25 protein-coding genes are annotated in these 22,867 nt (G+C 63.9%); 14 read left to right on the forward strand and 11 right to left on the reverse strand.

Going from position 1 to position 22,867, the window contains the following annotated elements; translation table 11 throughout:
- Positions 1-24: 24 nt before the first annotated feature.
- Complete coding sequence (locus DNK06_RS00970; protein WP_131178180.1) at positions 25-1,827, forward strand: acyl-CoA dehydrogenase family protein; 1,803 nt, start codon at positions 25-27, stop codon at positions 1,825-1,827.
- 151 nt (positions 1,828-1,978) lie between these two features.
- On the opposite strand, the gene ppk1 is transcribed toward DNK06_RS00970, so the two are convergent.
- Together ppk1 and hemB are read right to left on the reverse strand one after the other, a co-directional pair.
- Positions 1,979-4,192 carry a polyphosphate kinase 1 gene (gene ppk1 / locus DNK06_RS00975; RefSeq protein ID WP_131178181.1) on the reverse strand — a complete coding sequence of 738 codons (2,214 nt, stop codon included), beginning with the start codon at positions 4,190-4,192 and terminating at the stop codon, positions 1,979-1,981.
- An 18-nt stretch (positions 4,193-4,210) separates the two neighbouring features.
- Positions 4,211-5,224 carry a porphobilinogen synthase gene (gene hemB, locus DNK06_RS00980; protein ID WP_131178182.1) on the reverse strand — a complete coding sequence of 338 codons (1,014 nt, stop codon included), beginning with the start codon at positions 5,222-5,224 and terminating at the stop codon, positions 4,211-4,213.
- 245 nt (positions 5,225-5,469) lie between these two features.
- On the opposite strand from hemB, the gene DNK06_RS00985 reads away from it, so the two are divergent.
- Complete coding sequence (locus DNK06_RS00985) at positions 5,470-6,021, forward strand: DedA family protein (protein ID WP_131178183.1); 552 nt, start codon at positions 5,470-5,472, stop codon at positions 6,019-6,021.
- A gap of 148 nt (positions 6,022-6,169) precedes the next feature.
- On the forward strand, positions 6,170-6,829 hold the full coding sequence (gene elbB / locus DNK06_RS00990) for an isoprenoid biosynthesis glyoxalase ElbB (protein ID WP_131178184.1): 660 nt from the start codon (positions 6,170-6,172) through the stop codon (positions 6,827-6,829).
- 162 nt (positions 6,830-6,991) lie between these two features.
- On the opposite strand, the gene DNK06_RS00995 is transcribed toward elbB, so the two are convergent.
- The 4 genes from DNK06_RS00995 to DNK06_RS01010 are packed head-to-tail and all read right to left on the reverse strand — an operon-like array spanning position 6,992 to position 10,605.
- Positions 6,992-7,444, reverse strand: coding sequence for a YaiI/YqxD family protein (locus DNK06_RS00995; RefSeq protein ID WP_131178185.1), 453 nt, complete (start codon positions 7,442-7,444; stop codon positions 6,992-6,994).
- Positions 7,445-7,455: 11 nt separating this feature from the next.
- Positions 7,456-8,085, reverse strand: a complete 630-nt coding sequence (gene rhtB / locus DNK06_RS01000) for a homoserine/homoserine lactone efflux protein (protein WP_131178186.1) — start codon at positions 8,083-8,085, stop codon at positions 7,456-7,458.
- A 25-nt stretch (positions 8,086-8,110) separates the two neighbouring features.
- On the reverse strand, positions 8,111-8,644 hold the full coding sequence (locus tag DNK06_RS01005; RefSeq protein ID WP_131178335.1) for a mechanosensitive ion channel family protein: 534 nt from the start codon (positions 8,642-8,644) through the stop codon (positions 8,111-8,113).
- Positions 8,645-8,694: 50 nt separating this feature from the next.
- Positions 8,695-10,605, reverse strand: a complete 1,911-nt coding sequence (locus DNK06_RS01010; RefSeq protein ID WP_131178187.1) for an ATP-binding cassette domain-containing protein — start codon at positions 10,603-10,605, stop codon at positions 8,695-8,697.
- A gap of 50 nt (positions 10,606-10,655) precedes the next feature.
- Here DNK06_RS01010 and DNK06_RS01015 point away from each other — a divergent pair, with 50 nt between their 5' ends.
- Entirely contained in the window at positions 10,656-11,129 is a 474-nt protein-coding gene (locus DNK06_RS01015; protein ID WP_131178188.1) for a TIGR02444 family protein, read from the forward strand.
- 91 nt (positions 11,130-11,220) lie between these two features.
- Here the strand turns inward: DNK06_RS01015 and DNK06_RS01020 are convergent, their stop codons facing one another.
- Positions 11,221-11,499 (reverse strand): polyhydroxyalkanoic acid system family protein, encoded by a 279-nt coding sequence (locus DNK06_RS01020; RefSeq protein ID WP_131178189.1) that lies wholly within the window; start codon positions 11,497-11,499, stop codon positions 11,221-11,223.
- Positions 11,500-11,648: 149 nt separating this feature from the next.
- Between DNK06_RS01020 and ubiE the strand changes: the two genes are divergently transcribed.
- The 10 genes from ubiE to DNK06_RS01070 all read left to right on the forward strand — a co-directional run bounded on the left by ubiE (position 11,649) and on the right by DNK06_RS01070 (position 18,871).
- Complete coding sequence (gene ubiE, locus DNK06_RS01025) at positions 11,649-12,419, forward strand: bifunctional demethylmenaquinone methyltransferase/2-methoxy-6-polyprenyl-1,4-benzoquinol methylase UbiE (RefSeq protein ID WP_131178190.1); 771 nt, start codon at positions 11,649-11,651, stop codon at positions 12,417-12,419.
- Positions 12,419-13,036, forward strand: a complete 618-nt coding sequence (locus tag DNK06_RS01030) for a ubiquinone biosynthesis accessory factor UbiJ (RefSeq protein ID WP_131178191.1) — start codon at positions 12,419-12,421, stop codon at positions 13,034-13,036. The genes ubiE and DNK06_RS01030 overlap by 1 nt, the downstream gene beginning before the upstream one ends.
- Positions 13,033-14,640: a ubiquinone biosynthesis regulatory protein kinase UbiB gene (ubiB, locus tag DNK06_RS01035; protein ID WP_131178192.1), complete on the forward strand. Its 1,608-nt coding sequence runs from the start codon at positions 13,033-13,035 to the stop codon at positions 14,638-14,640. The genes DNK06_RS01030 and ubiB overlap by 4 nt, the downstream gene beginning before the upstream one ends.
- Before the next feature lie 73 nt (positions 14,641-14,713).
- Positions 14,714-15,115, forward strand: a complete 402-nt coding sequence (gene hisI, locus DNK06_RS01040; protein ID WP_131178193.1) for a phosphoribosyl-AMP cyclohydrolase — start codon at positions 14,714-14,716, stop codon at positions 15,113-15,115.
- Complete coding sequence (locus DNK06_RS01045; RefSeq protein WP_131178194.1) at positions 15,108-15,449, forward strand: phosphoribosyl-ATP diphosphatase; 342 nt, start codon at positions 15,108-15,110, stop codon at positions 15,447-15,449. Before hisI ends, DNK06_RS01045 begins: the two co-directional genes overlap by 8 nt.
- 66 nt (positions 15,450-15,515) lie before the next feature.
- The gene (locus DNK06_RS01050; protein WP_131178195.1) at positions 15,516-15,773 is read left to right on the forward strand and encodes a twin-arginine translocase TatA/TatE family subunit; all 258 of its coding nucleotides are present in this window, start codon (positions 15,516-15,518) and stop codon (positions 15,771-15,773) included.
- A gap of 9 nt (positions 15,774-15,782) precedes the next feature.
- The gene (tatB, locus tag DNK06_RS01055) at positions 15,783-16,193 is read left to right on the forward strand and encodes a Sec-independent protein translocase protein TatB (protein WP_131178196.1); all 411 of its coding nucleotides are present in this window, start codon (positions 15,783-15,785) and stop codon (positions 16,191-16,193) included.
- Positions 16,190-16,978 (forward strand): twin-arginine translocase subunit TatC, encoded by a 789-nt coding sequence (gene tatC / locus DNK06_RS01060; protein ID WP_131178197.1) that lies wholly within the window; start codon positions 16,190-16,192, stop codon positions 16,976-16,978. The genes tatB and tatC overlap by 4 nt, the downstream gene beginning before the upstream one ends.
- Complete coding sequence (locus tag DNK06_RS01065; protein WP_131178198.1) at positions 16,975-17,682, forward strand: 16S rRNA (uracil(1498)-N(3))-methyltransferase; 708 nt, start codon at positions 16,975-16,977, stop codon at positions 17,680-17,682. The genes tatC and DNK06_RS01065 overlap by 4 nt, the downstream gene beginning before the upstream one ends.
- A 292-nt stretch (positions 17,683-17,974) precedes the next feature.
- Positions 17,975-18,871: an acyltransferase gene (locus DNK06_RS01070; RefSeq protein WP_131178199.1), complete on the forward strand. Its 897-nt coding sequence runs from the start codon at positions 17,975-17,977 to the stop codon at positions 18,869-18,871.
- On the opposite strand, the gene DNK06_RS01075 is transcribed toward DNK06_RS01070, so the two are convergent.
- Genes DNK06_RS01075 through DNK06_RS01090 form a run of 4 tightly spaced genes read right to left on the reverse strand, consistent with a single transcriptional unit; the run spans position 18,872 to position 22,803 of the window.
- Positions 18,872-19,954: a DmpA family aminopeptidase gene (locus DNK06_RS01075; RefSeq protein ID WP_131178200.1), complete on the reverse strand. Its 1,083-nt coding sequence runs from the start codon at positions 19,952-19,954 to the stop codon at positions 18,872-18,874.
- Entirely contained in the window at positions 19,947-20,807 is an 861-nt protein-coding gene (locus DNK06_RS01080) for an ABC transporter permease (RefSeq protein ID WP_131178201.1), read from the reverse strand. Before DNK06_RS01080 ends, DNK06_RS01075 begins: the two co-directional genes overlap by 8 nt.
- Complete coding sequence (locus DNK06_RS01085; protein WP_242674644.1) at positions 20,804-21,688, reverse strand: ABC transporter permease; 885 nt, start codon at positions 21,686-21,688, stop codon at positions 20,804-20,806. Before DNK06_RS01085 ends, DNK06_RS01080 begins: the two co-directional genes overlap by 4 nt.
- Entirely contained in the window at positions 21,688-22,803 is a 1,116-nt protein-coding gene (locus DNK06_RS01090; RefSeq protein ID WP_131178202.1) for an ABC transporter ATP-binding protein, read from the reverse strand. The genes DNK06_RS01085 and DNK06_RS01090 overlap by 1 nt, the downstream gene beginning before the upstream one ends.
- Between the last annotated feature and the right edge of the window lie 64 nt (positions 22,804-22,867).

Below are 22,867 nucleotides of genomic sequence, written 5' to 3' on the forward strand. Positions count from 1 at the left end.
GCCTTATACAACCGGAGAGACATCATGCCCGAGACCTTGCTCAGCGCCCGCAATCTGGCGTTCGAACTCTATGAAGTGCTGAACGCCGAAGCACTCACCAGCCGCCAGCGGTTCAACGAGCACAACCGGGAAACCTTCGAGGCGGCGCTGGAGACCGCGCGCAGCATTGCCGAGGAGCTGTTCGCCACGCACAACCGCAAAGGCGACGAACATGAGCCGCAGTATGTCGAAGGCACCGCGCAACTGATCGCCGAAGTCAAACCCGCGCTGCAGGCCTTTATCGATGCCGGCTTTCTGAACGCGACCAGAGACTTCGAGGCAGGCGGCATGCAGTTGCCCAACCTGTTGTCCCAGGCTTGTTTCGCGCATTTCCAGGCGGCCAACATCGCCACGGCCTCCTACCCGCTGCTGACCATGGCGGCCGCCAACCTCATCGAAGCCTTCGGCGATGAGGCGCAGAAGCGCCGCTTCCTGCAGCCGATGATCGAGGGTCGCTTCTTCGGCACCATGGCCCTGACCGAGCCCCACGCCGGCTCTTCCCTCGCCGACATTCGCACCCGCGCCGAGCCGGCGGCCGACGGCAGCTACCGCCTCAAGGGCAACAAGATCTTCATCTCCGGTGGCGACCATGGGCTGAGCGAAAACATCGTCCATCTGGTGCTGGCCCGACTGCCCGATGCACCCGCCGGGGTGAAAGGCATCTCGCTGTTCATCGTGCCGAAATTTCTGATCAATGAAGATGGCAACCAGGGCCCACGCAACGACGTGACCCTGGCGGGTCTGTTCCACAAGATGGGCTGGCGTGGCACCACGTCCACGGCGCTGAATTTCGGCGATCAAGGTAACTGTGTCGGCTATCTGGTGGGCAAACCACACGCAGGCCTGTCCTACATGTTCCAGATGATGAACGAGGCGCGCATCGGTGTCGGCATGGGTGCAGTGATGCTCGGCTACGCCGGTTATCTGTACTCTCTGGAATATGCACGCCAGCGTACGCAGGGCCGCCTGCCCGACGGCAAGAGTTCGGCAAGTGATCAGGTGGCGATCATCGAGCACGCCGACGTGCGCCGTATGCTGCTCACCCAGAAGGCCTACGTGGAAGGTGCCTTCGATCTTGCTTTGTATTGCGCCCGTCTGTTCGACGATAGCCAGACCCTGGTAGACGCCGAGCAGCGCGAGCAGGCGGGGCAACTGCTCGACCTGCTGACCCCGGTGGCCAAATCCTGGCCGTCCGAGTACTGCCTCCAGGCCAATGCCCTGGCAATCCAGATTCTCGGCGGCCACGGTTATACCCGCGATCACCCGGTGGAACAGTATTACCGCGATAACCGCCTCAATCCGCTCCACGAAGGCACCCACGGCATTCAGTCACTCGACCTGCTGGGGCGCAAGGTCGGCCAGCAGAGTGGCGCGGCGCTCAAGGCGTTGAGCCGACAGATCATCGATACCTGCCAGCGCGCCGAGCCCTTTACCGAACTGGACGCACTGCGTCAGCCGCTGGAAAAATTACTGGCGCGCCTGTCGAACGTGACGCTGGCGCTGCTTGGCGATCTGCAGCAGGGTCGCCTCAACAGCGCCCTGGCAGACTCGGCGCTGTATCTCAAGGTGTTTGGGCATATGGTGATCGGCTGGCGCTGGCTGGAACAGGCCATCCACGCCGAGGGCGGTCGACAGAGCGGTAACCCGGCGGACGCCGACTTCTACCGCGGCAAGCTGCAGGCCGCGCGCTACTTCCTGCTCCGCGAAGTACCGGGCTGTCATCACGACCTGGATCTGCTGGAGCGGCGCGACGATACGTGCCTGGCGATGAACGAGGCGTGGTTTTGACCCGGCTGATTGAATTTCAATCGCACGGGAGAAACCGTAGGGTGGGTCGGGCCGCGCAGGTTAGGTGCCTGTTCCAGGCAGCCCGGCGCATGCAATTCCTGCTACGCCGTAACCCACCATGCCGCAACGCCGAATATCGCCTAAAGGCGACTCAGCGCGGAATGATCACCGGTGCGCTGAGCTTTTCCAGCAGGCTGGCCTGAGCGCTGCGCGAGTTCTGGTTGCCGGTCGGGGAAATCCGCAGGTAGCGTCCGTCAGGCTGCAGTACCCAGGCATGAGTGTTGTCCGTCAGGTAGGCCTCCAGCTCCTTCTTGACCCGGGTGATGAGCTTCTTGCCCTCTACCGGGAAGCAGGTCTCCACCCGCTTGTCGAGGTTACGCTCCATCCAGTCGGCGCTGGACAGGTAGATCTTCTCTTCGCCGCCATTGAGGAAGTAGAACACCCGGGTGTGCTCGAGGAAGCGACCGATGATCGAGCGCACCTGGATATTGTGCGATACCCCCGGAATCCCCGGACGCAGGCAGCACATGCCGCGCACCACAAGATCGATCCTCACGCCAGTCTGGCTGGCCTTGTACAGCGCGCGAATGATCTTCGGATCGGTCAGCGAGTTGAACTTGGCGATGATATGCGCCGGCTTGCCCTCGCTGGCCAGGTGGGTTTCCTTGGCGATCAGGTCGAGCAGGGCTTTCTTCAGGGTAAAGGGTGCATGCAGAAGCTTCTTCATGCGCAGGGTCTTGCCCATGCCGATCAGTTGGCTGAACAGCTTGGACACATCCTCCCCCAGCGCCACATCGGCAGTGAGCAGGCTGTAGTCGGTATATAGACGTGCGTTGGCGGCGTGGTAGTTGCCAGTGCCCAGGTGCGCATAGCGGCGAATCTCACCATTCTCACGACGCAGAATGAGCATCATCTTGGCGTGGGTCTTGAAACCCACCACACCGTAGATCACCACCGCGCCTGCAGCCTGCAGACGGCTGGCCAGGGCCAGGTTGGACTCCTCGTCAAAACGCGCGCGCAACTCGATCACTGCGGTGACTTCCTTGCCGTTGCGCGCGGCCTCCACCAGCGCATCGACGATCTCCGAGTTGGCGCCCGAGCGATACAGCGTCTGCTTGATCGCGAGGACATGGGGATCCTTGGCCGCCTGGCGCAACATGTCCACCACCGGGGTGAAGGACTCGAAGGGGTGCAACAGCAGGATATCCTGCTTGCTGATCACGCTGAACAGGTTCTCGCTGTTCTGTAGCAGCTTGGGGATCACCGGCGTGAAGGGCAGATTCTGCAGTTCCGGATGGCTATCCAGACCGGTGATACTGAACAGGCGGGTCAGGTTGACCGGGCCGTTGACCTGGTAAAGCTCGTGCTCCGACAGGCCGAACTGCTTGAGCAACTGATCGGTGAGGTGTTTCGGGCAAGTGTCGACCACTTCCAGGCGCACAGCGTCACCGTAGCGACGGCTGAACAACTCGCCACGCAGAGCGCGGGCCAGGTCTTCGACGTCCTCGGTATCCACCGACAGGTCGGCGTTACGGGTCAGGCGGAACTGGTAGCAGCCCTTGACCTTCATACCGGGGAACAGGTCGTCGGCGTGGGCATGGATCATCGACGACAGGAACACGTAGTTGGCACCAGAACCACCGACGTCTTCCGGCACCTTGATGATGCGCGGCAACAGGCGCGGCGCCGGGATGATCGCCAGACCAGAGTCGCGGCCGAAGGCATCGACGCCCTCCAGCTCTACGATGAAGTTCAGGCTCTTGTTGACCAGCAGCGGAAACGGGTGAGTCGGGTCGAGACCGATCGGCGTGATGATCGGTGCGATCTCGTCGCGGAAGTAGCGACGCACCCAGGCCTTGAGCTTGGTCGTCCAGTAGCGCCGGCGTACGAAGTTGATGCCGTGCTTGGCCAGCGCCGGGAACAGGGTGTCGTTGAGGATGGCGTACTGGCGGCCGACCTGCTCATGTACCAGCTCGGCAATCCGCGACAGTGCCTGGTGCGGCTGCAGGCCGTCGGCACCGGCCTGCTCGCGGGCGAAATTGATCTGCTTCTTCAGCCCGGCGACGCGGATCTCGAAGAACTCGTCGAGGTTGCTGGAGAAGATCAACAGGAACTTGAGACGTTCGAGCAGCGGATAGGACTCGTCCAGCGCCTGCTCCAGCACGCGGATGTTGAACTGCAGCTGCGACAGCTCGCGATGGATGTACAGGCTACTGTCATCCAGACTGGGCACTGCCACGGCCACCGCCGTGGTTTCGACTACTGGCGTTTCCACTACTGTTTCCACCGGCGCCTCGTCGATCACCGGCAGGCTGACTGCCGGTACATCGTGCTGTTCGTTCTCACTGAGTCCTTCGCTGTTCATTGAAATGCCCTGGAGGGGCTATTGCCCCTGTCGTATGAGTTCGGCCGCACGCACGGCGAAATAAGTGAGGATGCCGTCGGCACCCGCTCGTTTGCAGGCCGTCAGCGACTCGAGGATTACCGCCTCGCTGAGCCAGCCGTTCTGAATGGCGGCCATGTGCATCGCGTATTCGCCACTGACCTGATAGACAAAGGTCGGCACCTTGAATTCGTTCTTGACCCGATGAACGATGTCCAGATACGGCATGCCCGGCTTGACCATGACCATGTCGGCGCCTTCGGCCAGGTCGGCGGCGACTTCGTGCAGCGCCTCGTCACTGTTGGCCGGATCCATCTGGTAGGAAGCCTTGTTGGCCTTGCCCAGGTTCAGCGAGGAACCCACCGCATCGCGGAACGGGCCGTAATAGGCGCTGGCGTACTTGGCAGAGTAGGCCATGATCCGTACGTTGACGTGATCGGCCAGCTCCAGCGCCTCGCGGATGGCCTGAATGCGCCCATCCATCATGTCCGAGGGTGCCACCACCTGGGCGCCGGCTTCAGCATGGGACAGCGCCTGCTTGACCAGTGCATCGACGGTGATGTCGTTCTGCACATAGCCTTCTTCGTCAAGAATGCCGTCCTGGCCGTGGGTGGTGAACGGGTCGAGGGCCACGTCGGTGATCACCCCGAGTTCGGGGAACCGCGCGCGCAACGCACGGGTGGCGCGCTGGGCGATGCCATCCGGGTTCCAGGCTTCGCGACCGTCGAGGGTTTTCTTTTCTGCGGGGGTTACCGGGAACAGGGCCAGAGCAGGGATACCCAGCGCTACCCACTTTTCCGCTTCCTGCAGCAGGAGGTCGATGGACAGACGCTCAACGCCCGGCATGGACGCCACCGCTTCACGCTGATTCTCGCCGTCGAGCACGAATACCGGCAGGATCAGGTCGTTGGTGGTCAGCACGTTCTCACGCACCAGACGCCGGGAAAAGTCGTCACGACGATTGCGACGCAGGCGGGTGGCTGGAAACAGGCGGTTGGCGGGGGTAAAGCTCACGGCAGACTCCTGGGCCCGCTCGAGCGGGCGAAGTGTGACAGTTATAAGCCGCCATTATGACCAAATGATGACGCCGATAACGAATACTGCGACGGTGCGTCGCAGTTGATAAGGCACATCGAAAAAGCCAAAAGCCTACGCAGTCGGAAAAAAGCTGCGGCTGGCCATTTCACAGTCTCCCGACAAATGCTGTTTTACGTTGTCGAACGGCGTACCTTGAACTCTCTCCTCTACGGTCAACTTGCATGCTGGAAAATCTGCTGCAGCACTTCGGTTACCCGGCCCTGGCGCTGGGCACTTTTCTCGAAGGCGAAATGTCGTTGTTGCTGGCGGCCTACCTGGCGTTGCGCGGCATTCTCGACATCGAGCTGGTGATGGTTTTCGCCTTTCTCGGCACCTACGCCAGTGATCAGCTGTGGTTCCACCTGGGTCGCCGTCATGGGCGGCGCATCCTCGATCGCCGCCCGCAGTGGCAGGCGCTGAGCGATAAGGCGCTGGTGTATCTGCGCCGCCACCCGGATCTGTGGGTGCTGGGCTTTCGTTTCCTCTACGGCATGCGCACGGTGATGCCACTGGCTATCGGCCTCTCCGGCTACCCGCGACGCCGCTACGTGATCCTCGATGCCATCGGCGCGGCGATCTGGGCCGTCGTGCTCGGCACCCTGGCTTACAAGCTCGGCCGCGTACTCGAAAGCCTGCTTGGCGAGCTGCATCAGGTTCAGCTGTACCTGTTCGGCGGTTTGCTGGTTCTCGGCCTTGGCATCTGGCTATACCGTCGCAGACAGCGCAGCAGCTGAAACACGACGGTTGACGATAGCCCTGCGCACGCTTAAACACCTGTAACAATTGGCTGACAGTCCAGTCATAACAGAAGATACATTTCCCCAGGCAAGACCGCCGGACATCAGATCCGGGCTCGGTTCGTACCTCATCAGGAGTTGGTCGATGAACAAAAAAGTCGCAGTGATTCTTTCCGGTTGTGGCGTCTATGACGGCTCGGAAATCCACGAGAGCGTAATCACCCTGCTGCGTCTCGACCAGCGCGGTGCAGAGGTGCAGTGCTTCGCGCCCAATATCGACCAGGTACACGTACTCAACCACCTCAATGGCGAAGAAATGCAGCCGGCGCGTAACGTGCTTGTGGAGTCCGCGCGCATTGCCCGCGGCAATATCAAGGACGTGCGCGAACTGCGTGCCGACGACTTCGATGCTCTGATCCTGCCGGGTGGTTTCGGCGCTGCCAAGAATCTTTCCGACTTCGCCAGCAGCGGCAGCGACTGTAGCGTACAGGCCGACGTACTGGCCGCTGCGCAGTCGTTCGTCAGCGCCGCCAAGCCCATAGGGCTGATCTGCATCGCCCCGGCTCTGGCCGCACGCATCTTCGGTGCCGGCGTGATCTGTACCATCGGCCATGATGCCGACACGGCCGCCGCCCTGGGCAAGATGGGCGCCGAGCACGTCGAGTGCAACGTCGAAGACATCGTCGAAGATCCCAAGCGCAAACTGGTGACCACCCCGGCTTACATGCTGGCCAATTCAATCTCCCAGGCAGCATCAGGGATCAATAAGCTGGTCGATCGGGTGCTGGAACTGACCCACGAGTGACAGGCTTGCCGTTTGGCCTTTCGTAGGGTGGGTCACGCTTTACCGACCCACCAGGCCATTCAGCGCCAATCTCGGCTCGTCGGATTGCCTACATCCGCCACCTTCCAGCCCCGGGTATCGCTTCGCTCAACCCAGGCTAGGATTCGGGATCCGGCCGCTCATTCAACCGCGTGACAGGCGCGTCAGCAGACGATCCAGCGAGTTGGCGAAAGCCTGCCGATCCCTGTCGCCGTAGGCGGCCTGACCACCACCGACCTGCCCCTGCTCACGCAGGTCGGTGAACAGATTGCGCACCGCCAGACGCTCGCCCATGTTGCGCTCGTCGAATTCCTTGCCGCGCGGATCCAGCGCCGCCACACCTTTCTTCACCAGGCGATCAGCCAGCGGCACATCGCTGCAGATCACCAGTTCACCCGGCAGCGCATGCTCCACCAGATAGTCGTCGGCCGCATCCGGGCCGCTCGGCACCACGATCAACCGTACGCAGGCGAACGCAGGTTTGGGCTGGGCCTGGCCGGCGACCATGATCACGTTGAAGTTACGCTTGAGGGCGAACTTGACCACCTGATCCCGAGCGGCCCGTGGGCAGGCGTCGGCATCGATCCACACACGCATACCCGCCAGCCTCAGACCGGCGCGCGACGCACGGTGGCCAGCAACGCTGCAGCACCGACGAACAGCACGCCAAAGCTGCGATTCATGATCCGTTGCTGGCGCGGCGTACGCAGCAGGCGCAGGACGCGTACGGCCAGGCCGGTATAGCCGGCCATGACGATCAGGTCGACGACGATCATGGTCACGCCGATGGTCAGGTACTGCTCGACCAGTGGCGCATGGGGGTTGATGAACTGCGGCAGCACCGCCAGCATGAACACGATTGCCTTGGGGTTGCCGAAATTCACCAGAAAGCCGCGCAACACCAGGCTCAGCGGCCGGCCAATCGGGCGCTCGCCGCTGATGCTCATGTCGGCAGGCAGCGCCCGCCATTGGCGCCAGCCCAGGTACACCAGGTAGGCAACACCGAACCACTTGATCAGGCTGAAGGCCAGCGCCGAGGTCGCCAGCACCGCGCCGACGCCGGCCGCGACGATGGCGATCTGCAGCGCCAGGCCGAGCTGCAGGCCCAGTGCGTTCCAGTAACCACGCAGAAAGCCGTATTGCAGGCCGGCCGACATCGACGCGATGGCACCGGCTCCCGGCGACAGGCTGATCAGCCAACAGGCGACGAAGAAAGCGAGCCAGGTTTCCAGAGCCATAGTGACGACCTCGAATTAGTGACGATCAGGATTCGATCTTGCGCGGAGCAGGAACATCGCCGTTGCGCCAGCGCCGCACGGCCTTCTGGAAGAACAGGCTGTTGGGAATCTGTACCCAGGTTCCCGGCGCATCACCGGTCAGGTCTTCCAGGGTGGTATAGAACAGATTGATGTCCAGAACGCGGCCACGTACGCCGGGTTTGTCGGCGCTTTCCAGCACCTCGACGCAGTCGCCGATACGGAACGGCCCGAGAGCAAAGATCAGCAAGGCACAGAACAGGTTCGACAGCACGCTCCAGATGGCAAAGAAGGCGATGGCTGCCACGGCGACGAAGCCGGTCAAGGCGCCCCACAGAACCTGTGCCGAGACACCCAGTCGCTCGAGCACCAGCATGAAGGCGCTGCCGAGGATCAGCCAGCGAGTCAGGCCACGCAACGGCACCAGCAGCTCTCCCGGCAGCTGGGGGTAACGGTGGCCCAGCCGAGTGATGCCGCGGGTGAGAATACGCTGCGCCAGCCAGGCCAGAACCAGAATCAGCACCACCTGACCGGTGCGCATCAGTGGCTGGCTCCAGGCCGTCAGCCAGGCCAGATCGGTGACATCGAAGTTCAACCTATTGCCTCCAGTTCCTGTTGCAAGGTTTCCAGGGTTTCCAGCGCTTCCAGCCACTGCTCTTCCAACTCGGCTTCACGGCTCTTGAGCCCTGCCTGCTCGGCCAGAGCCTGGCGCAGCTCTTCCTTGCGCGTCGCCTCGTAGATGGCGCTATCGCCCAGGCGCTCTTCCAGTGCGGCGAGCTTGCCCTGCACCTGGCCGAGCTCGGCTTCGAGCTTGTCCGCCGCCTTCTTGTGCGGCGCCAGTTGCTGACGCAGCGCAGCGGCGGCCTGGCGCTGCCCACGCTTGTCGTTGCCGGTGCCGGCCGGTGCCGCAGTCGCCGGAGCCGCCTGCCGCTGACGATAATCCACCAGCCAGCGCGCGTAATCCTCCAGGTCACCGTCGAACGGCACCACGCGCCCATCCGCCACCAGCAGAAACTCGTCGGTGGTGCTCTTGAGCAGATGACGATCGTGAGACACCACCACCACTGCCCCGGCAAACTCCTGCAGCGCCATAGTCAGCGCCAGGCGCATTTCCAGATCCAGGTGGTTGGTCGGTTCGTCGAGCAGCAGCAGGTTGGGCTTGCCCCAGGCGATCAGCGCCAGAGCCAGGCGTGCCTTCTCGCCACCGGAGAAATTCAGCACCGGCTCATCGCAGCGCGGCCCACGGAAATCGAAGCCACCGAGGAAATCGCGCAGGGTCTGCTCGCGCTCGGTCGGCGCAATGCGTTGCAGGTGCAGCAATGGGCTGGCCTTGTCGTCGAGGGCATCGAGCTGGTGCTGGGCGAAGTAGCCGATCACCAGGTTCTCGCCACGCTGCAGGCTGCCGCCCAAGGGCTGCAACTCACCGGAAAGGTTCTTGATCAGAGTCGATTTACCCGCGCCGTTCGGGCCGAGCAGGCCGATCCGTGCGCCGGGCACCAGGCTCAGCTTGACCGGCTGCAGCACGGTCTTGTCGCCATACCCCAGACGCCCCTCACTGAGGCTGAGCAGCGGCGTGGAAATCTTGTCGGCCTCGCGGAACACGAAATCGAAGGGCGAGTCGACATGGGCCGCACTCAGCTCCTCCATGCGTTCCAATGCCTTGATGCGGCTCTGTGCCTGGCGCGCCTTGGTGGCCTGGGCCTTGAAGCGGGCGATGTACTTTTCCATGTGCGCCCGCTGCGCCTGCTGTTTCTCGTAGGCTTGCTGCTGCTGAGCCAGGCGCTCGGCGCGGGTACGCTCGAAGGCGCTGTAGCCGCCGCGATAAAGGGTCAGCTTGCGCTGATCGACATGGGCGACGTGATCGACCACCGCATCGAGAAAATCACGGTCGTGGGAAATCAGCAGCAAGGTGCCGGGATAGCTTTGCAGCCAGCCTTCGAGCCAGAGGATGGCATCCAGATCCAGGTGGTTGGTCGGCTCGTCGAGCAGCAGCAGGTCGGACGGACACATCAGCGCCTGGGCCAGGTTCAGGCGCATGCGCCAGCCACCGGAGAAGTCGCCGACCCTTTGCCCCATCTGCGCATTGTCGAAACCCAGGCCAGCCAGCAGCTTGCGTGCACGGGCGTCGGCGGTATAGCCGTCGGCGCTGTCCAGCTCGCTGTGCAGGCGGGCGATGGCGCTGCCGTCCTGACGCTGTTCGGCAGTCGCCAGCTCAGCCTGCACGCGGCGCAGGTTGTGGTCACCGTCGAGCACGTAGTCCACGGCCAGACGTTCGAGGTTATCGACCTCCTGACGCATATGGGCGATGCGCCAGTCGCCGGGCAGCAGGCAATCGCCGGCATCCGGGGTCAACTCGCCGCGCAGCAGGGCGAACAGGCTGGATTTGCCGGCGCCGTTGGCACCGATAAGACCGGCTTTGTGGCCGGCGTGCAGGGTCAGCTCGGCGTCTTCTAGCAGACGCTGCGGGCCACGCTGTAAGGTAAGGTTCAGGAGTCGGATCATAATGGCGGCGGATTCTACCAGAGTCCCTTGCCGCATACTCGGAAGGTGCCATGACTGCTGACCTGTGGGATTTCGCCACCACGCTGTACGCCCGTCCGGGTGTGGAGGCCGCTTGCCTGACGCAGCAGGACGCCGGCACGGACGTCTGCCTGCTGCTCTGTGGCCTGTGGCTGGACCGTCTCGGCACGCCCCATAACGGTGAGTTCGAAGCGCAATTACGGCAGATCGCAGCGCACTGGCAACGCGACGTCGTCAAACCGCTCAGAGCACTGCGCCAGGCCTGGCGTACGTCAGCGCAGCAAGACCCGGCGCTGGCCGACCTGCGGCAAAGGGTCAAACAGCTGGAGTTGGATGCGGAACGGGAACAGTTGCTTCGCCTGGAGGCGCTGGCTCAGAGCTGGCCGCAGCAGCCGAGCAGTGGTCAGCGGGATTGGCTGGATGCTCTGGCTTCGGTTGCCTCGGCGCCTGCCGTAGAGGCTCGCGAACACTTGTATGGAGCTAGCCTCACGAATGGTCTGGATTGAGCGCGGCGATACCCAGGATCCCCCGGAGTACCGCATGGTGGGTCGGTGAAGCGTGACCCACCCTACGAGAGTGCAGGCCTGAACCTGGTGTTCAGACCTGCAATTCCTTATCCAGGACTTCTTCGATTTCGCTCTTGATCTTGCCGCTCATCACCGACAGCAACAGACCCAGATTGAGCTGCAGGTTAACGCGATCCTCGCTGACCGCGATCCGCCCGTCGGCGCCACTGCGCTTGAATTCCAGGGTGTCGCCGTTCCACTGATAACGCACGTCGTATTCCCGCGCCAGGCGCTCGGCCAGCCTTTCGGCCTTGCCCCGGGCAGCCTCGATCCCCAGGTTGTGGGGGCGGTCGACGGTAATTTTGGCCATCAAGGCTCTCCTGACTGAAAATGCTGGCGAGGGAATATACAAGAAGCGCCCTGTGACCCACTACCGCGCTTGCAGCCTGTGCCGGGGTTTTCGGTTTAGAATGCCCGCACTCGGCTTATAGAGCCTCTCGGATTTCAGGAAAGGGCGACATGAACGATCCGCGCAAGAACGACGGCAGCGAACCCACCACCCACTTCGGCTTCCAGGATGTTCCGGAAAGCAGGAAGGCGGAGAAGGTCGCCGAAGTGTTCCACTCGGTGGCCGCCAAGTACGACCTGATGAACGACCTGCTTTCCGGCGGCATGCATCGTCTGTGGAAGCGTTTCACCATCGAACTGTCCGGCGTACGCAGCGGCAACCGCGTGCTGGATATCGCGGGCGGCACCGGCGACCTGGCCCGGCAGTTCTCGCGCCTGGTCGGCGAAACCGGCGAAGTGGTGCTGGCCGATATCAATGCCTCGATGCTCAAGGTCGGCCGTGACCGCCTGCTCGACCGTGGCGTATCGGGCAACATCGCGTTCGTTCAGGCAGACGCCGAAAAGCTGCCCTTCCCGGACAACCATTTCGACTGCGTGACCATCGCCTTCGGCCTGCGCAACGTCACCCATAAAGACGCCGCCATCGCCTCCATGCTGCGGGTGCTCAAACCCGGCGGTCGCCTGCTGGTGCTGGAGTTCTCCAAACCCAAGAGCAGCCTGCTGTCCAAGGTCTACGACACCTACTCGTTCAACTTCATGCCGCTGGTGGGCAAGCTGGTCACCAACGACGCCGAGAGCTATCGCTACCTGGCCGAGTCGATCCGCATGCACCCGGATCAGGACACCCTCAAGGCCATGATGCAGGGTGCCGGCTTCGACCGAGTGACCTACCACAACATGACCGGCGGCATCGTCGCCCTGCACCGCGGTATCAAGCCCTGATGCTGACCCAGGCCCTGTTCGCAGGCGTCGAGCGCGGCCTCAACCGCGTCCTGGCGCTGGACAGCACCGCCCTGCCACGCCTGGCCCGGCTGAATGGTCGAGTGATTGCGGTCGAATCGCGGGCACCAGCGTTACAGCTGTTCATCCTCGCCGATGGCGAGGGCCTGCGTCTGGCCAGCCAGTGGGCCGGCGAGGTCGACTGCACCCTGCGCGCGCCCGCCAGCGCTCTGCTGCGTCTGGCCCTGGCCAAGGACAAGCAGGCCGTGCTGCACGAGCCGGAGGTCGATCTCGACGGCGACAGTGGCGCGCTGATGGAACTGACCGGCGTACTGCAGGATCTCGAACTGGACTGGGAGTACGAGCTGTCGCGCTGGCTCGGCCCCGTCGCCACGCCGCTGCTGGCCGGTCACCTGCGCAGCCGCACAGGCTGGACGCGGGACAATCTGCACAGCCTGCAATTGAGCCTCGCCGACTACCTCAGCGAAGAGTCGCGCGCCCTGGTTGGTTACCGCGAGGCCGAGGCGCGTTTTGCCGAACTGGATGACCTGAAACTTTCCCTCGATCGTCTCGACGCGCGCATCGAGCGTCTCGTCCAACGCCATAAGCCCATCGCATGAAGCTGCTTGCCGTTCGTCGTCTGTTGCGCATCCTCTACGTGGTCATCCGCTACCGCCTGGATGACCTGCTGTTCGCCCTGCCGCTGCCGTTCTGGCTGCGTGCGCCGCGTGTTTTGCTGCCGTGGCGCTGGCTGCCGCGCAAGCCCTCGTCCCTGAGCCGCGGCGCCAGCCTGCGCCTGGCCCTGGAAGAGCTGGGGCCGATCTTCATCAAGTTCGGCCAGTTGCTGTCCACTCGCCGCGACCTGCTGCCGCCGGATATCGCCGACGAACTGGCGCACCTGCAGGATCGCGTACCGCCGTTCGACCCGGCCAAATCCCTGGCGCTGATCGAAGAACAGCTCGGCGTGCCGGTCAGCCAGGCGTTCGCCCGTTTCGATACGCAGCCACTGGCATCGGCATCGGTGGCCCAGGTGCACGCCGCGCAGCTGAAAAGCGGTGAGGAAGTGGTGGTCAAGGTGGTGCGCCCCGGCCTCAAGCCAGTGATCAAGGCCGACATGGCCTGGCTGTTCCTGCTCGCCAAACTGGCCGAACGCGCCTCGGCCGAAGCCCGCCGCCTGCACCCGGTGGACGTGGTCAGCGACTACGAGAAGACCATCTACGACGAGCTCGACCTGCTCCGTGAGGCGGCCAACGCCAGCCAGCTGCGGCGCAACTTCGAGGGTTCGGATCTACTCTACGTACCGCAGGTTTACTGGGACTGGTGCCGACCCAAGGTGCTGGTGATGGAGCGCATCTACGGCGTGCAGGTCAACGACATGGCGACCCTGGCCGATCAGCGCACAGACATGAAACGGCTGGCCGAACGCGGTGTGGAGATTTTCTTCACCCAGGTGTTCACCCACAGCTTCTTCCATGCCGACATGCACCCCGGCAATATCTTCGTCAGCACGCGAACGCCCTGGAACCCGCAGTACATCGCAATCGACTGCGGCATCATCGGCAGCCTCACCCCCGAGGATCAGGACTACCTGGCGCGCAACCTGGTGGCCTTCTTCAAGCGCGACTACCGCAAGGTGGCGCAGCTGCACATCGACTCAGGCTGGGTACCGGCCGAAACCCAGGTCAACGATTTCGAAGCGGCGATCCGCACCGTGTGCGAGCCGATCTTCGAGCGCCCGCTCAAGGACATCTCCTTCGGCCTGCTGCTGATGCGCCTGTTCCAGACCGCGCGACGTTTCAACATGGAAATCCAGCCGCAGCTGGTGCTGCTGCAGAAGACCCTGCTGAACATCGAAGGCCTGGGTCGCCAGCTTTACCCGGATCTGGATCTGTGGACGACCGCCCAGCCGTTCCTCGAGCGCTGGATGCGCGAGCGAGTCAGCCCGCGCAACCTGCTGCACAACCTGCAGAGCCAGGTCGAGCAGGTGCCACACCTGGCCAACATGACCCGCAGCCTGCTCGAGCGCATGGCCCAGCCCCATGCCAACGACCCGCCACCGCCGTGGCGCGAACGCGATGGCTGGGCAGTGCGGCTGATCGGCGCAGCACTGCTCGGCGGTGGCGTGGTGCTGGCTCTGGGCGCCGGCAACCTGAGCGAACCGGCCACGGCCTGGCCGACCTGGCTGATGAGCGCCAGTGGTCTGTACCTGATCCTGCGCCGATAGCCAGCCAACGCCGTGGCTGGCACACTTGGCAACGAGAGAGCAGGCGCCGCTGCGCCATGAATACGAGAGAGCAATGAACGACTGGCTAGATGAAATCAACTGGAACGAGGACGGCCTGGTACCGGCCATCGCCCAGGATCACCAGACCGGCCGCATCCTCATGATGGCCTGGATGAACCGCGAAGCCCTGGCCCTGACCGCCAGCGAACAGCGCGCCATCTACTGGTCGCGTTCGCGCGGCAAGCTGTGGCGCAAGGGCGAGGAATCCGGCCACGTGCAGAAGCTCCACGAGCTGCGCCTGGACTGTGACGCCGACGTGATCGTGCTGATGGTCGAACAGCTCGGCGGCATCGCCTGCCACACCGGTCGCGAAAGCTGCTTCTACCGGGTGTTCGAGAAGGGTGCCTGGAAGACCGTCGACGCCGTGTTGAAAGATCCGCACACCATATATGCACCGGAACACCGCCATGACTGATACCCTCAAACGCTTGGCCGAGGTGCTGGAATCGCGCAAGGGTGCGGCACCGGACAGCTCCTACGTGGCCAGCCTGTACCACAAGGGTCTGAACAAGATCCTGGAGAAGGTCGGCGAGGAATCGGTGGAAACCATTCTTGCCGCCAAGGACGCTGCCACCAGCGGTGACTGCAGCGACCTGATCTACGAAACTGCCGATCTATGGTTCCATAGCCTGGTCATGCTGGCCGCGCTGGATCAGCACCCGCAGGCGGTGCTGGACGAACTGGATCGCCGTTTCGGCCTGTCCGGGCATGCGGAGAAAGCAGCGCGCCCGGATAGCGACAACCAATAGCGGGCCGCTGAAAACGTAGGTAGGTTTTCAACAGCCTGATAGAGACTCTGACGAGGACAACAAAACATGGGCATTTTCGATTGGAAACACTGGGTAGTCATCCTTATCGTCGTCGTGCTGGTGTTCGGCACCAAGAAACTCAAGAACCTTGGTTCCGACGTCGGTGAAACCATCAAGGGTTTTCGCAAGGCAATGAACGAAGACGAAAGCAAACCGGCCGACCCGCAGGCTCAGCAACCGCACCAGCAACAGGCGCCGCTGAACCAGCCGCACACCGTCGAAGGCCAGGCCAGCAAGGTCGAAGAACCCCTGCGCAAGGACTGAGGCCAGAGCATGTTCGGTATCAGTTTCAGCGAGCTGCTGCTGGTCGGATTGATCGCCCTGCTGGTGCTCGGCCCCGAGCGCCTGCCCGGTGCCGCGCGTACCGCGGGGCTGTGGATCGGCCGCATCAAGCGCAGCTTCAATGCGATCAAGTCGGAGGTCGAGCGCGAAATCGGCGCCGACGAGATCCGGCGCCAGCTGCATAACGAACACATTCTCGACCTGGAGCGGGAAATGCAGGCGGTGAAGAACGACATTCTGCCACCGAGCACACCCGCGCCCCAGGCCGAAACGCCGCCGCCCACGCAGTATTCGGCACCCGGCGCCGAGCCCGCCCCGGCAGCCGCTGCGCCTGAGCACACCCCCGTTACAGGGCCCGAACCGGCGCCCGTCGCCAGCCAGGACAAGACGCCGCAACCATGAGTCGACTCTCCGACAACGACCAGGAAATGCCGCTGGTTTCCCATCTCGCCGAGTTGCGTACGCGCCTGCTGCGCTGCGTGGCGGCGATCTTCCTGATCTTCGCCGGCCTGTTCTACTTCGCGCAGAAGATCTACACCCTGGTTTCCGCACCGCTACGTGAGTACCTGCCGGAAGGCGCAACGATGATCGCCACGGACGTGGCCTCGCCGTTCCTCACCCCGTTCAAGCTGACCATGATCGTCGCGGTGTTCCTGGCCATGCCGGTGATCCTGCATCAGGTCTGGGGCTTCATCGCACCGGGCCTGTACAAACACGAGAAGCGCATCGCCATCCCGTTGCTGGTCTCCAGCATCATTCTCTTTTACAGCGGCATGGCCTTCGCCTATTTTCTGGTGTTCCCGATCATCTTCCACTTCTTCGCCAGCGTGACGCCCGAAGGTGTGTCGATGATGACCGATATCGCCAGCTACCTCGATTTCGTGATGACGCTGTTCTTCGCCTTCGGCGTGGCCTTCGAGATTCCCGTGGCCGTGGTGCTGCTGATCTGGATCGGCGTGGTCGATGTCGAGTACCTGCGCAAGACTCGCCCCTACGTGATCATCGGCTGCTTCGTGGTCGGCATGATCCTGACGCCGCCGGACATTTTCTCGCAGACCCTGCTGGCAGTGCCGATGTGGTTGCTGTTCGAGCTGGGCATCATCGCCGGCAGCCTGATCCGCAAGCGTCGCGGCGAGCCCGACGACGAGGAAACCCCGGCCGATCAGCCGCCCAGCACGCAGCCATGAACCTGCTGCTCCTCGAGGACGGCGACTTCATCGCCGCCGACCGCGTACGCCTCGATGGCCGCCGCCTGACTCACCTGCACGAGGTGCACCGCGCCGAGAACGGCGACACCTTGAGGGTCGGCCGCCTCGGCGGCGACATGGGCCGCGGTCAGCTACTGCAGCTGGACGCCAGCAGCGCCGAACTGCAGGTCAGCTTCGACCAACCACCACCGGCCAAGCTGCCGATTACCCTGTTGCTCGCCCTGCCACGACCGAAGATGCTCAAGCGCGTGCTGCAAAGCGTCGCCGCCATGGGCGTGCCGCGGCTGATCCTGCTCAACAGCTACCGGGTGGAAAAGAGTTTCTGGCAGACGCCCTTTCTCGAGCCGGCGGCGATTCGCGAGCAGTTGATTCTCGGCCTGGAACAGGCGCGTGACACGGTACTACCCGAGGTGATCATCGAGAAGCGCTTCAAGCCCTTCGTCGAGGATCGCCTGCCGCAACTGGCGGCTGGCACTCTCGGCCTGGTCGGCCATCCCGGTCACTACCCGGCGAGCCCCCGCGCTGTCGAGCAGCCGGTCACCCTGGCCATCGGCCCCGAAGGCGGCTGGATTCCCTATGAGGTGGACAAACTGGCCGAGGCCGGTCTGCAGCCCGTGCAACTCGGCGAGCGCATTCTGCGGGTGGAAACGGCGGTCACCGCCCTGCTCGCCCGACTGTTCTGACCCGTAGGGTGGACGGCGCTTCATCCGTCCACCAGCCCCGGCTCCGCGATGCTGGATGAAAAAGGCGTCAGCTACGCGCCCCGATCCACCCTACGTCTGGGTTGAGTACAGCGATACCCAGGAAATTTCAGGTGCCGGTGCGCTCGACCTGGCCACCGTCGCACAGCATGATGCGATTGAAACCTTGGCCACTCGCCAAACTCATATCGCGTAACGCACCGAACCGCGCACCGATTTGGCGCGAACGTCGCGCCTGCCTATGATGGGCACTTCGCGCCCACAAGGAGTTGCCATGCGCCGCCTGCTCACCGGCCTCACCGTTATCCTCCTGCTGCTGCTCAATACCCTGATCCTGATCGGGCCGATGCTGCTCATCGCCCTCGGCAAGTTCGTGCTGCCGGGCAAGGCACTGAAGGCCGCCTGCTCGCGCCAGGTGATGTGGGTTGCCGAGTTCTGGGCGGAAAACTGCAAACGCATCTTCGCGGCTCTTACGCCCACCCAGTGGGATATACGCGGCGGTGGCGAGCTGCATCAGGACACTTCCTATCTGGTGATCAGCAACCACCAGTCCTGGGTCGACATCCCGGCGCTGGTGCAAGCCTTCAACCGCAAGGCGCCCTACTTCAAGTTCTTCCTCAAGCAGCAACTGATCTGGGTGCCCTTTCTCGGCCTGGCGTTCTGGGCGCTGGATTACCCGTTCATGAAGCGTTATTCCAAGGCAAAGCTGGAAAAATATCCGCACCTCAAGGGACAGGATCTGCTGATCACCAAGCATGCCTGCGAGAAATTCAAGGAACTGCCGGTTACCGTGGTCAACTACCTGGAAGGCACCCGCTTCACCCCGGCCAAACAGGCTCAGCAGGGCTCGCCCTACCAGTACCTGCTCAAGCCCAAGGCCGGTGGTGTGGCCTTCGTGCTCGCCGCCCTGGGCGAACAACTGGACGCCATTCTCGACGTCACCATCGTCTATGCGGAAAAGACCCCGCCCGGTTTCTGGAAGCTGATCAGCGGCCAGGTGCCAAGGGTCATCATGGATATCCGTACGCGACCACTTGATCCCGCCCTGTGGCAGGGCGATTACCAGAACGATGGCGAATTCCGCCAGTACGTACAGGCCTGGGTCAGCGGTTTATGGGAAGAAAAAGACCAACGCATCGCCCAGCTCAAGAGCGATCTGGTACACCGTTGATCAGACCTTAGCCATCATTGCCAGCAAACGCTCGCCATCAAGCGCCCTGCAAAGGCCTTCGGGCTTCTGCATCGGCGCATCCTCTGCGGCCAGCATGGCATTGAGCACGGCCTCGTCAGTGGCCTGGACAGCCGCCAGATAAAGTGCGTCGAGGCACTCGTCGTTGAGGTAGTCGAGATTCAGCCTGGTCGTCGACAGCTGTGGCAATGCCCGAGGATTGGCGACGCTGAAGGCAAGGAAGATATCGCCGGAGTTGTTGCCGCCGGGTGTGCCGCCCAGGCCGATGCCGATACCGGCGCGCTGCGCCAGGCGCCCCAGCTGGTGCGGCAGCAGCGGCGCGTCGGTGGCGAGGATGACGATGATCGAGCCGCGCTCGCGCTCCAGCCCGCTCGGCGCGTCTTCGCCCCAGCGTTCGCCCACCGGCACGCCGCACACCTTGAGCCAGGCGCGCTGGCCGTGGTTGGCCTGCACCAGGGCGCCGAGGGTGTAGCGCTGGCCGTCGATCTCGACCAGGCGCGAGGCGCTGCCGGTGCCGCCCTTGAAGCCGTAGCAGATCATGCCGTTGCCGCCGCCGACGTTGCCTTCGGCGATCGGCCCGGCGGATGCCGCATCCAGCGCGGCCAGGGCATCGGCCTCGCCGACGTGCTGGCCGTTGATGTCGTTGATCACCCCGTCGTAGGTCTCGGCCACCACCGGCATGGCCCACAGGTGCTGGTGCTGCCAGGCTTCGGCGTACTGGCGGATGATCCAGCGCGTGGCGGCGTGGTGGACGATGCCGACGCTGTGCGAGTTGGTGATGCACAGCGGGCCGACGAAGTAGCCGCCGTGTTCGATCCAGTGGGTGCCGGTCATCTCGCCGTTGCCGTTGAGCGCGTGGAAGCCCGCCCACACCGGCTGCGGCTCGGGGTTGCGGCCACGCGGCAGGATGGCGGTGACGCCGGTCTGGATGCGCCGGCCGTTGTCGGCCAGGCCGTTGATCGTGCGGTAGCCGACCAGCACGCCGGGTACGTCGGTGATGGCGTTGTGCGGGCCGGTGCTGCCGGGCAGCGGCAGGCCGAGTTCGCGGGCGCGAGGTCTAGCCATGGGCGTCATCCTGGGAGGTGGCGGGCTTGCGGTTGCGCAGGTACAGGCCGAGGGCGGCGATCAGCAGCGAGGCGAGCAGCAGCAGGGTGGCGATGGCGTTGATCTCGGGCTTGATGCCGCGACGGATCATGCCGTAGATGAAGACCGGCAGCGTGGTCGAGTCGACACCGGCGATGAAGTAGGTGATCACCAGGTCGTCCATCGAGATGATGAACGCCAGCAATGCCCCACCGACCACTCCGGGCAGGATCTGCGGCAGGGTCACCCGGCGGAAGGTGATCCAAGGCGAGGCGCCGAGGTCGGCCGAGGCCTCTTCCAGGCGTGTGTCCATGCCGGCCAGGCGCGCGCTGACGATGAGGAACACGTAGCTGATCAGGAAGGTGCAGTGGCCGATGATGATCGAAGTCTTGCCCAGCGGCAGTCCGACGCCGACGAAGAAGATCAGCAGGGCAATGCCGAGCACGATGTCGGGCATCAGCATCGGCATGAACAGCAGCACCCGGTAGAACTTCTGCAGGCGGAAGCGATGGCGCGCCAGGGCCAGCGCGGTGAGCGTACCGATCACGGTGGAGATCGCCGTGGTGGTCAGCGCCACCATCAGACTGGTGCGTAGCGCCGCCAGCAACTGGTCGGTGGACTCCACGTACAGCGCGTTCTCGCTGAGGCTGGTGGACAGGCCGAACAACGAGCGGTACCAGTCCAGGCTGAAACTGTCCCAGATCATCATGTTGATCGGGTTGCTGTTGAACGAGTAGGCGACGATCAGGCCGATCGGCAGGTACAGGAAGACGAAGAAGGCCAGGCTGTAGCCGCCCAGCAGGCGGCGGCCGAGCCATGCGAGCATCGTGTTCATCGGCTGGCCTCCTGCATGCTGTTGCGTCCCTGAACCACTACGTAGAGCACCAGGCAGATCAGTACCGCCGCCATCAGCAGCATCGCCAGGGCCGCGCCGAACGGCCAGTTGCGCGCGGCGAGGAACTGCTGCTCGACCAGGCTGCCGATCATCAGCACGCGCGCGCCGCCCAGCAGCGACGGCACGATGAAGTTGCCCAGGCTGGGGATGAACACGATGATCGAGCCGGCGGCGATACCCGGCAGGGTCATGGGGAAGATCACCTTCCAGAAGGTCTGCCAGCGGCTCGCGCCAAGATCGGCCGAGGCCTCCAGCAGGCGCCGGTCGAGCTTCTCGACACTGGCGTAGACCGGCATGAACATGAACGGGATGAAGATGTAGGTCATGCCGATCAGCACCGCCGTCTCGGTGTAGATCAGCTCCAGCGGATTGTGGATGCCCAGCGCCAGCAGCGTGGTGTTGATGAAGCCGCTGGGGCGCAGGATCAGCAGCCAGGCGTACAGACGCACGATCAGGCTGGTGAAGAACGGCAGGGTGATCAGGAACAGGCAGAAGTTGCGCATGCGCTCGGGCTGGCGAGCCACCCAGAAGGCGGCCGGATAGCACAGCGCCAGGGTCGCCAGCACGGTCAGCCCGGCCAGCTTGAACGAGCGCAGGATGATCGCCAGGTAGACCGGGTCGAAGTCCTCAACGGTGCCATCGGCCCAGCCCAGCACGCGGCCGAAATTGTCCGGATAGAAATTCCATTCAACACCGCCATACAACCCCGGCTCGAGCAGGCTGTAGAGCGCCATGATCGCCAGCGGAGAGAGGAAGAACACGCCGATGACCAGCGTCACCGGGCCGAGCAGGCCGATCAGGCGCAGGCGTTCGCCCAGCATCAGGCACCTCCCGGGATCAGGTGCGCGGCCTCCAGGCCGTACCAGAGCTGCAGCGCAGCGCCGGGGCGCAGCTGCTGCACGCCCTGCAGCGCGGCGTCGCGCAGCACCGCCTTGACCCGGCGGCCATGGGCGGTGCGCAGCAGCAGTTCGAAGTCCTTGCCGATGAACAGCACCTGCTCCAGTTGCCCGTCGAGCGCGGCGAAGCCCTCGCCGGGGCGGTGCAGGTGGAACTGTTCCGGGCGCAGCATCAGTTGTGCGTACTGCCCGCGTTGCAACCCGCCATGGCGCACCCGCAGCAGGTCGCCCTGGCTGTCCATCAGGTAGGCGACGCCCTGGTCGACGGCGGTCACGTGCACGTCGAACAGGTTGCTCTCGCCGATGAAGCCGGCGACGAAGGCGTTGGCCGGGCGCTGGTAGATTTCCGCCGGGGCGCCGATCTGCTGGATATGGCCGCCATCGAGCACGACGATGCGGTCGCTCATGGTCAGCGCCTCTTCCTGGTCGTGGGTGACGAAGACGAAGGCGATGCCCAGCTCGTGCTGCAGGTTCTTCAGTTCGCGCTGCATGGCCTGGCGCAACTGGCGGTCGAGCGCCGACAGCGGCTCGTCGAGCAGCAGCAGCGCCGGGCGGTCGACGATGGCGCGGGCCAGCGCCACGCGCTGCTGCTGGCCGCCGGAAAGCTGGCCGGGCTTGCGCAGTTGCATGCCGGCCAGGCCGACCAGCTCCAGCGCTTCGCCGACACGCTGGCGTTTCTCCGCCTTGCCCACGCCGCGCACATCCAGGGCATAGCCGACGTTGTCGCCGATGCTCATGTGCGGGAACAGCGCGTAGCTCTGGAACACCGTGTGCACCGGGCGGCGGTGCGGCGGCACGGCGTTCATCGGCAGGCCCTGGATCAGCAGCTCGCCGCCGTCCAGTTGCTCGAAACCGCTGATGGTGCGCAGCAGCGTGGTCTTGCCGCAGCCGGACGGCCCCAGCAGGGTGACGAACTCGTTGGCGCCGACGGCCAGGTCGAGGCCGTCGATGGCGCGCACCAGATGCCCTTCGGGGGCGCGGTAATGCTTCACGGCGGCGCGAATCTCGACCACCGGCGCGGTCTGGGTGAAGACAGTCATGACAACTCCCGGAAAGGTGTAAAGCCGCCGCGGCTAAAGCCCCGCCCATACCTCCGTAGGATGG

This window comes from Phytopseudomonas daroniae (assembly GCF_004327285.1).
In the GTDB taxonomy this organism is placed as follows: Bacteria; Pseudomonadota; Gammaproteobacteria; order Pseudomonadales; family Pseudomonadaceae; genus Aquipseudomonas; species Aquipseudomonas daroniae.

What these genes read in the sequence shown, in the direction of transcription:
- DNK06_RS00970 (WP_131178180.1), top strand. Translation starts at nt 25, where the DNA reads ATGCCCGAGACCTTGCTCAGCGCCCGCAATCTGGCGTTCGAACTCTAT.
- ppk1 (WP_131178181.1), bottom strand. Translation starts at nt 4,192, where the DNA reads ATGAACAGCGAAGGACTCAGTGAGAACGAACAGCACGATGTACCGGCA.
- DNK06_RS00985 (WP_131178183.1), top strand. Translation starts at nt 5,470, where the DNA reads ATGCTGGAAAATCTGCTGCAGCACTTCGGTTACCCGGCCCTGGCGCTG.
- elbB (WP_131178184.1), top strand. Translation starts at nt 6,170, where the DNA reads ATGAACAAAAAAGTCGCAGTGATTCTTTCCGGTTGTGGCGTCTATGAC.
- DNK06_RS00995 (WP_131178185.1), bottom strand. Translation starts at nt 7,444, where the DNA reads ATGCGTGTGTGGATCGATGCCGACGCCTGCCCACGGGCCGCTCGGGAT.
- rhtB (WP_131178186.1), bottom strand. Translation starts at nt 8,085, where the DNA reads ATGGCTCTGGAAACCTGGCTCGCTTTCTTCGTCGCCTGTTGGCTGATC.
- DNK06_RS01005 (WP_131178335.1), bottom strand. Translation starts at nt 8,644, where the DNA reads ATGCGCACCGGTCAGGTGGTGCTGATTCTGGTTCTGGCCTGGCTGGCG.
- DNK06_RS01010 (WP_131178187.1), bottom strand. Translation starts at nt 10,605, where the DNA reads ATGATCCGACTCCTGAACCTTACCTTACAGCGTGGCCCGCAGCGTCTG.
- DNK06_RS01015 (WP_131178188.1), top strand. Translation starts at nt 10,656, where the DNA reads ATGACTGCTGACCTGTGGGATTTCGCCACCACGCTGTACGCCCGTCCG.
- DNK06_RS01020 (WP_131178189.1), bottom strand. Translation starts at nt 11,499, where the DNA reads ATGGCCAAAATTACCGTCGACCGCCCCCACAACCTGGGGATCGAGGCT.
- ubiE (WP_131178190.1), top strand. Translation starts at nt 11,649, where the DNA reads ATGAACGATCCGCGCAAGAACGACGGCAGCGAACCCACCACCCACTTC.
- DNK06_RS01030 (WP_131178191.1), top strand. Translation starts at nt 12,419, where the DNA reads ATGCTGACCCAGGCCCTGTTCGCAGGCGTCGAGCGCGGCCTCAACCGC.
- ubiB (WP_131178192.1), top strand. Translation starts at nt 13,033, where the DNA reads ATGAAGCTGCTTGCCGTTCGTCGTCTGTTGCGCATCCTCTACGTGGTC.
- hisI (WP_131178193.1), top strand. Translation starts at nt 14,714, where the DNA reads ATGAACGACTGGCTAGATGAAATCAACTGGAACGAGGACGGCCTGGTA.
- DNK06_RS01045 (WP_131178194.1), top strand. Translation starts at nt 15,108, where the DNA reads ATGACTGATACCCTCAAACGCTTGGCCGAGGTGCTGGAATCGCGCAAG.
- DNK06_RS01050 (WP_131178195.1), top strand. Translation starts at nt 15,516, where the DNA reads ATGGGCATTTTCGATTGGAAACACTGGGTAGTCATCCTTATCGTCGTC.
- tatB (WP_131178196.1), top strand. Translation starts at nt 15,783, where the DNA reads ATGTTCGGTATCAGTTTCAGCGAGCTGCTGCTGGTCGGATTGATCGCC.
- tatC (WP_131178197.1), top strand. Translation starts at nt 16,190, where the DNA reads ATGAGTCGACTCTCCGACAACGACCAGGAAATGCCGCTGGTTTCCCAT.
- DNK06_RS01065 (WP_131178198.1), top strand. Translation starts at nt 16,975, where the DNA reads ATGAACCTGCTGCTCCTCGAGGACGGCGACTTCATCGCCGCCGACCGC.
- DNK06_RS01070 (WP_131178199.1), top strand. Translation starts at nt 17,975, where the DNA reads ATGCGCCGCCTGCTCACCGGCCTCACCGTTATCCTCCTGCTGCTGCTC.
- DNK06_RS01075 (WP_131178200.1), bottom strand. Translation starts at nt 19,954, where the DNA reads ATGGCTAGACCTCGCGCCCGCGAACTCGGCCTGCCGCTGCCCGGCAGC.
- DNK06_RS01080 (WP_131178201.1), bottom strand. Translation starts at nt 20,807, where the DNA reads ATGAACACGATGCTCGCATGGCTCGGCCGCCGCCTGCTGGGCGGCTAC.
- DNK06_RS01085 (WP_242674644.1), bottom strand. Translation starts at nt 21,688, where the DNA reads ATGCTGGGCGAACGCCTGCGCCTGATCGGCCTGCTCGGCCCGGTGACG.
- DNK06_RS01090 (WP_131178202.1), bottom strand. Translation starts at nt 22,803, where the DNA reads ATGACTGTCTTCACCCAGACCGCGCCGGTGGTCGAGATTCGCGCCGCC.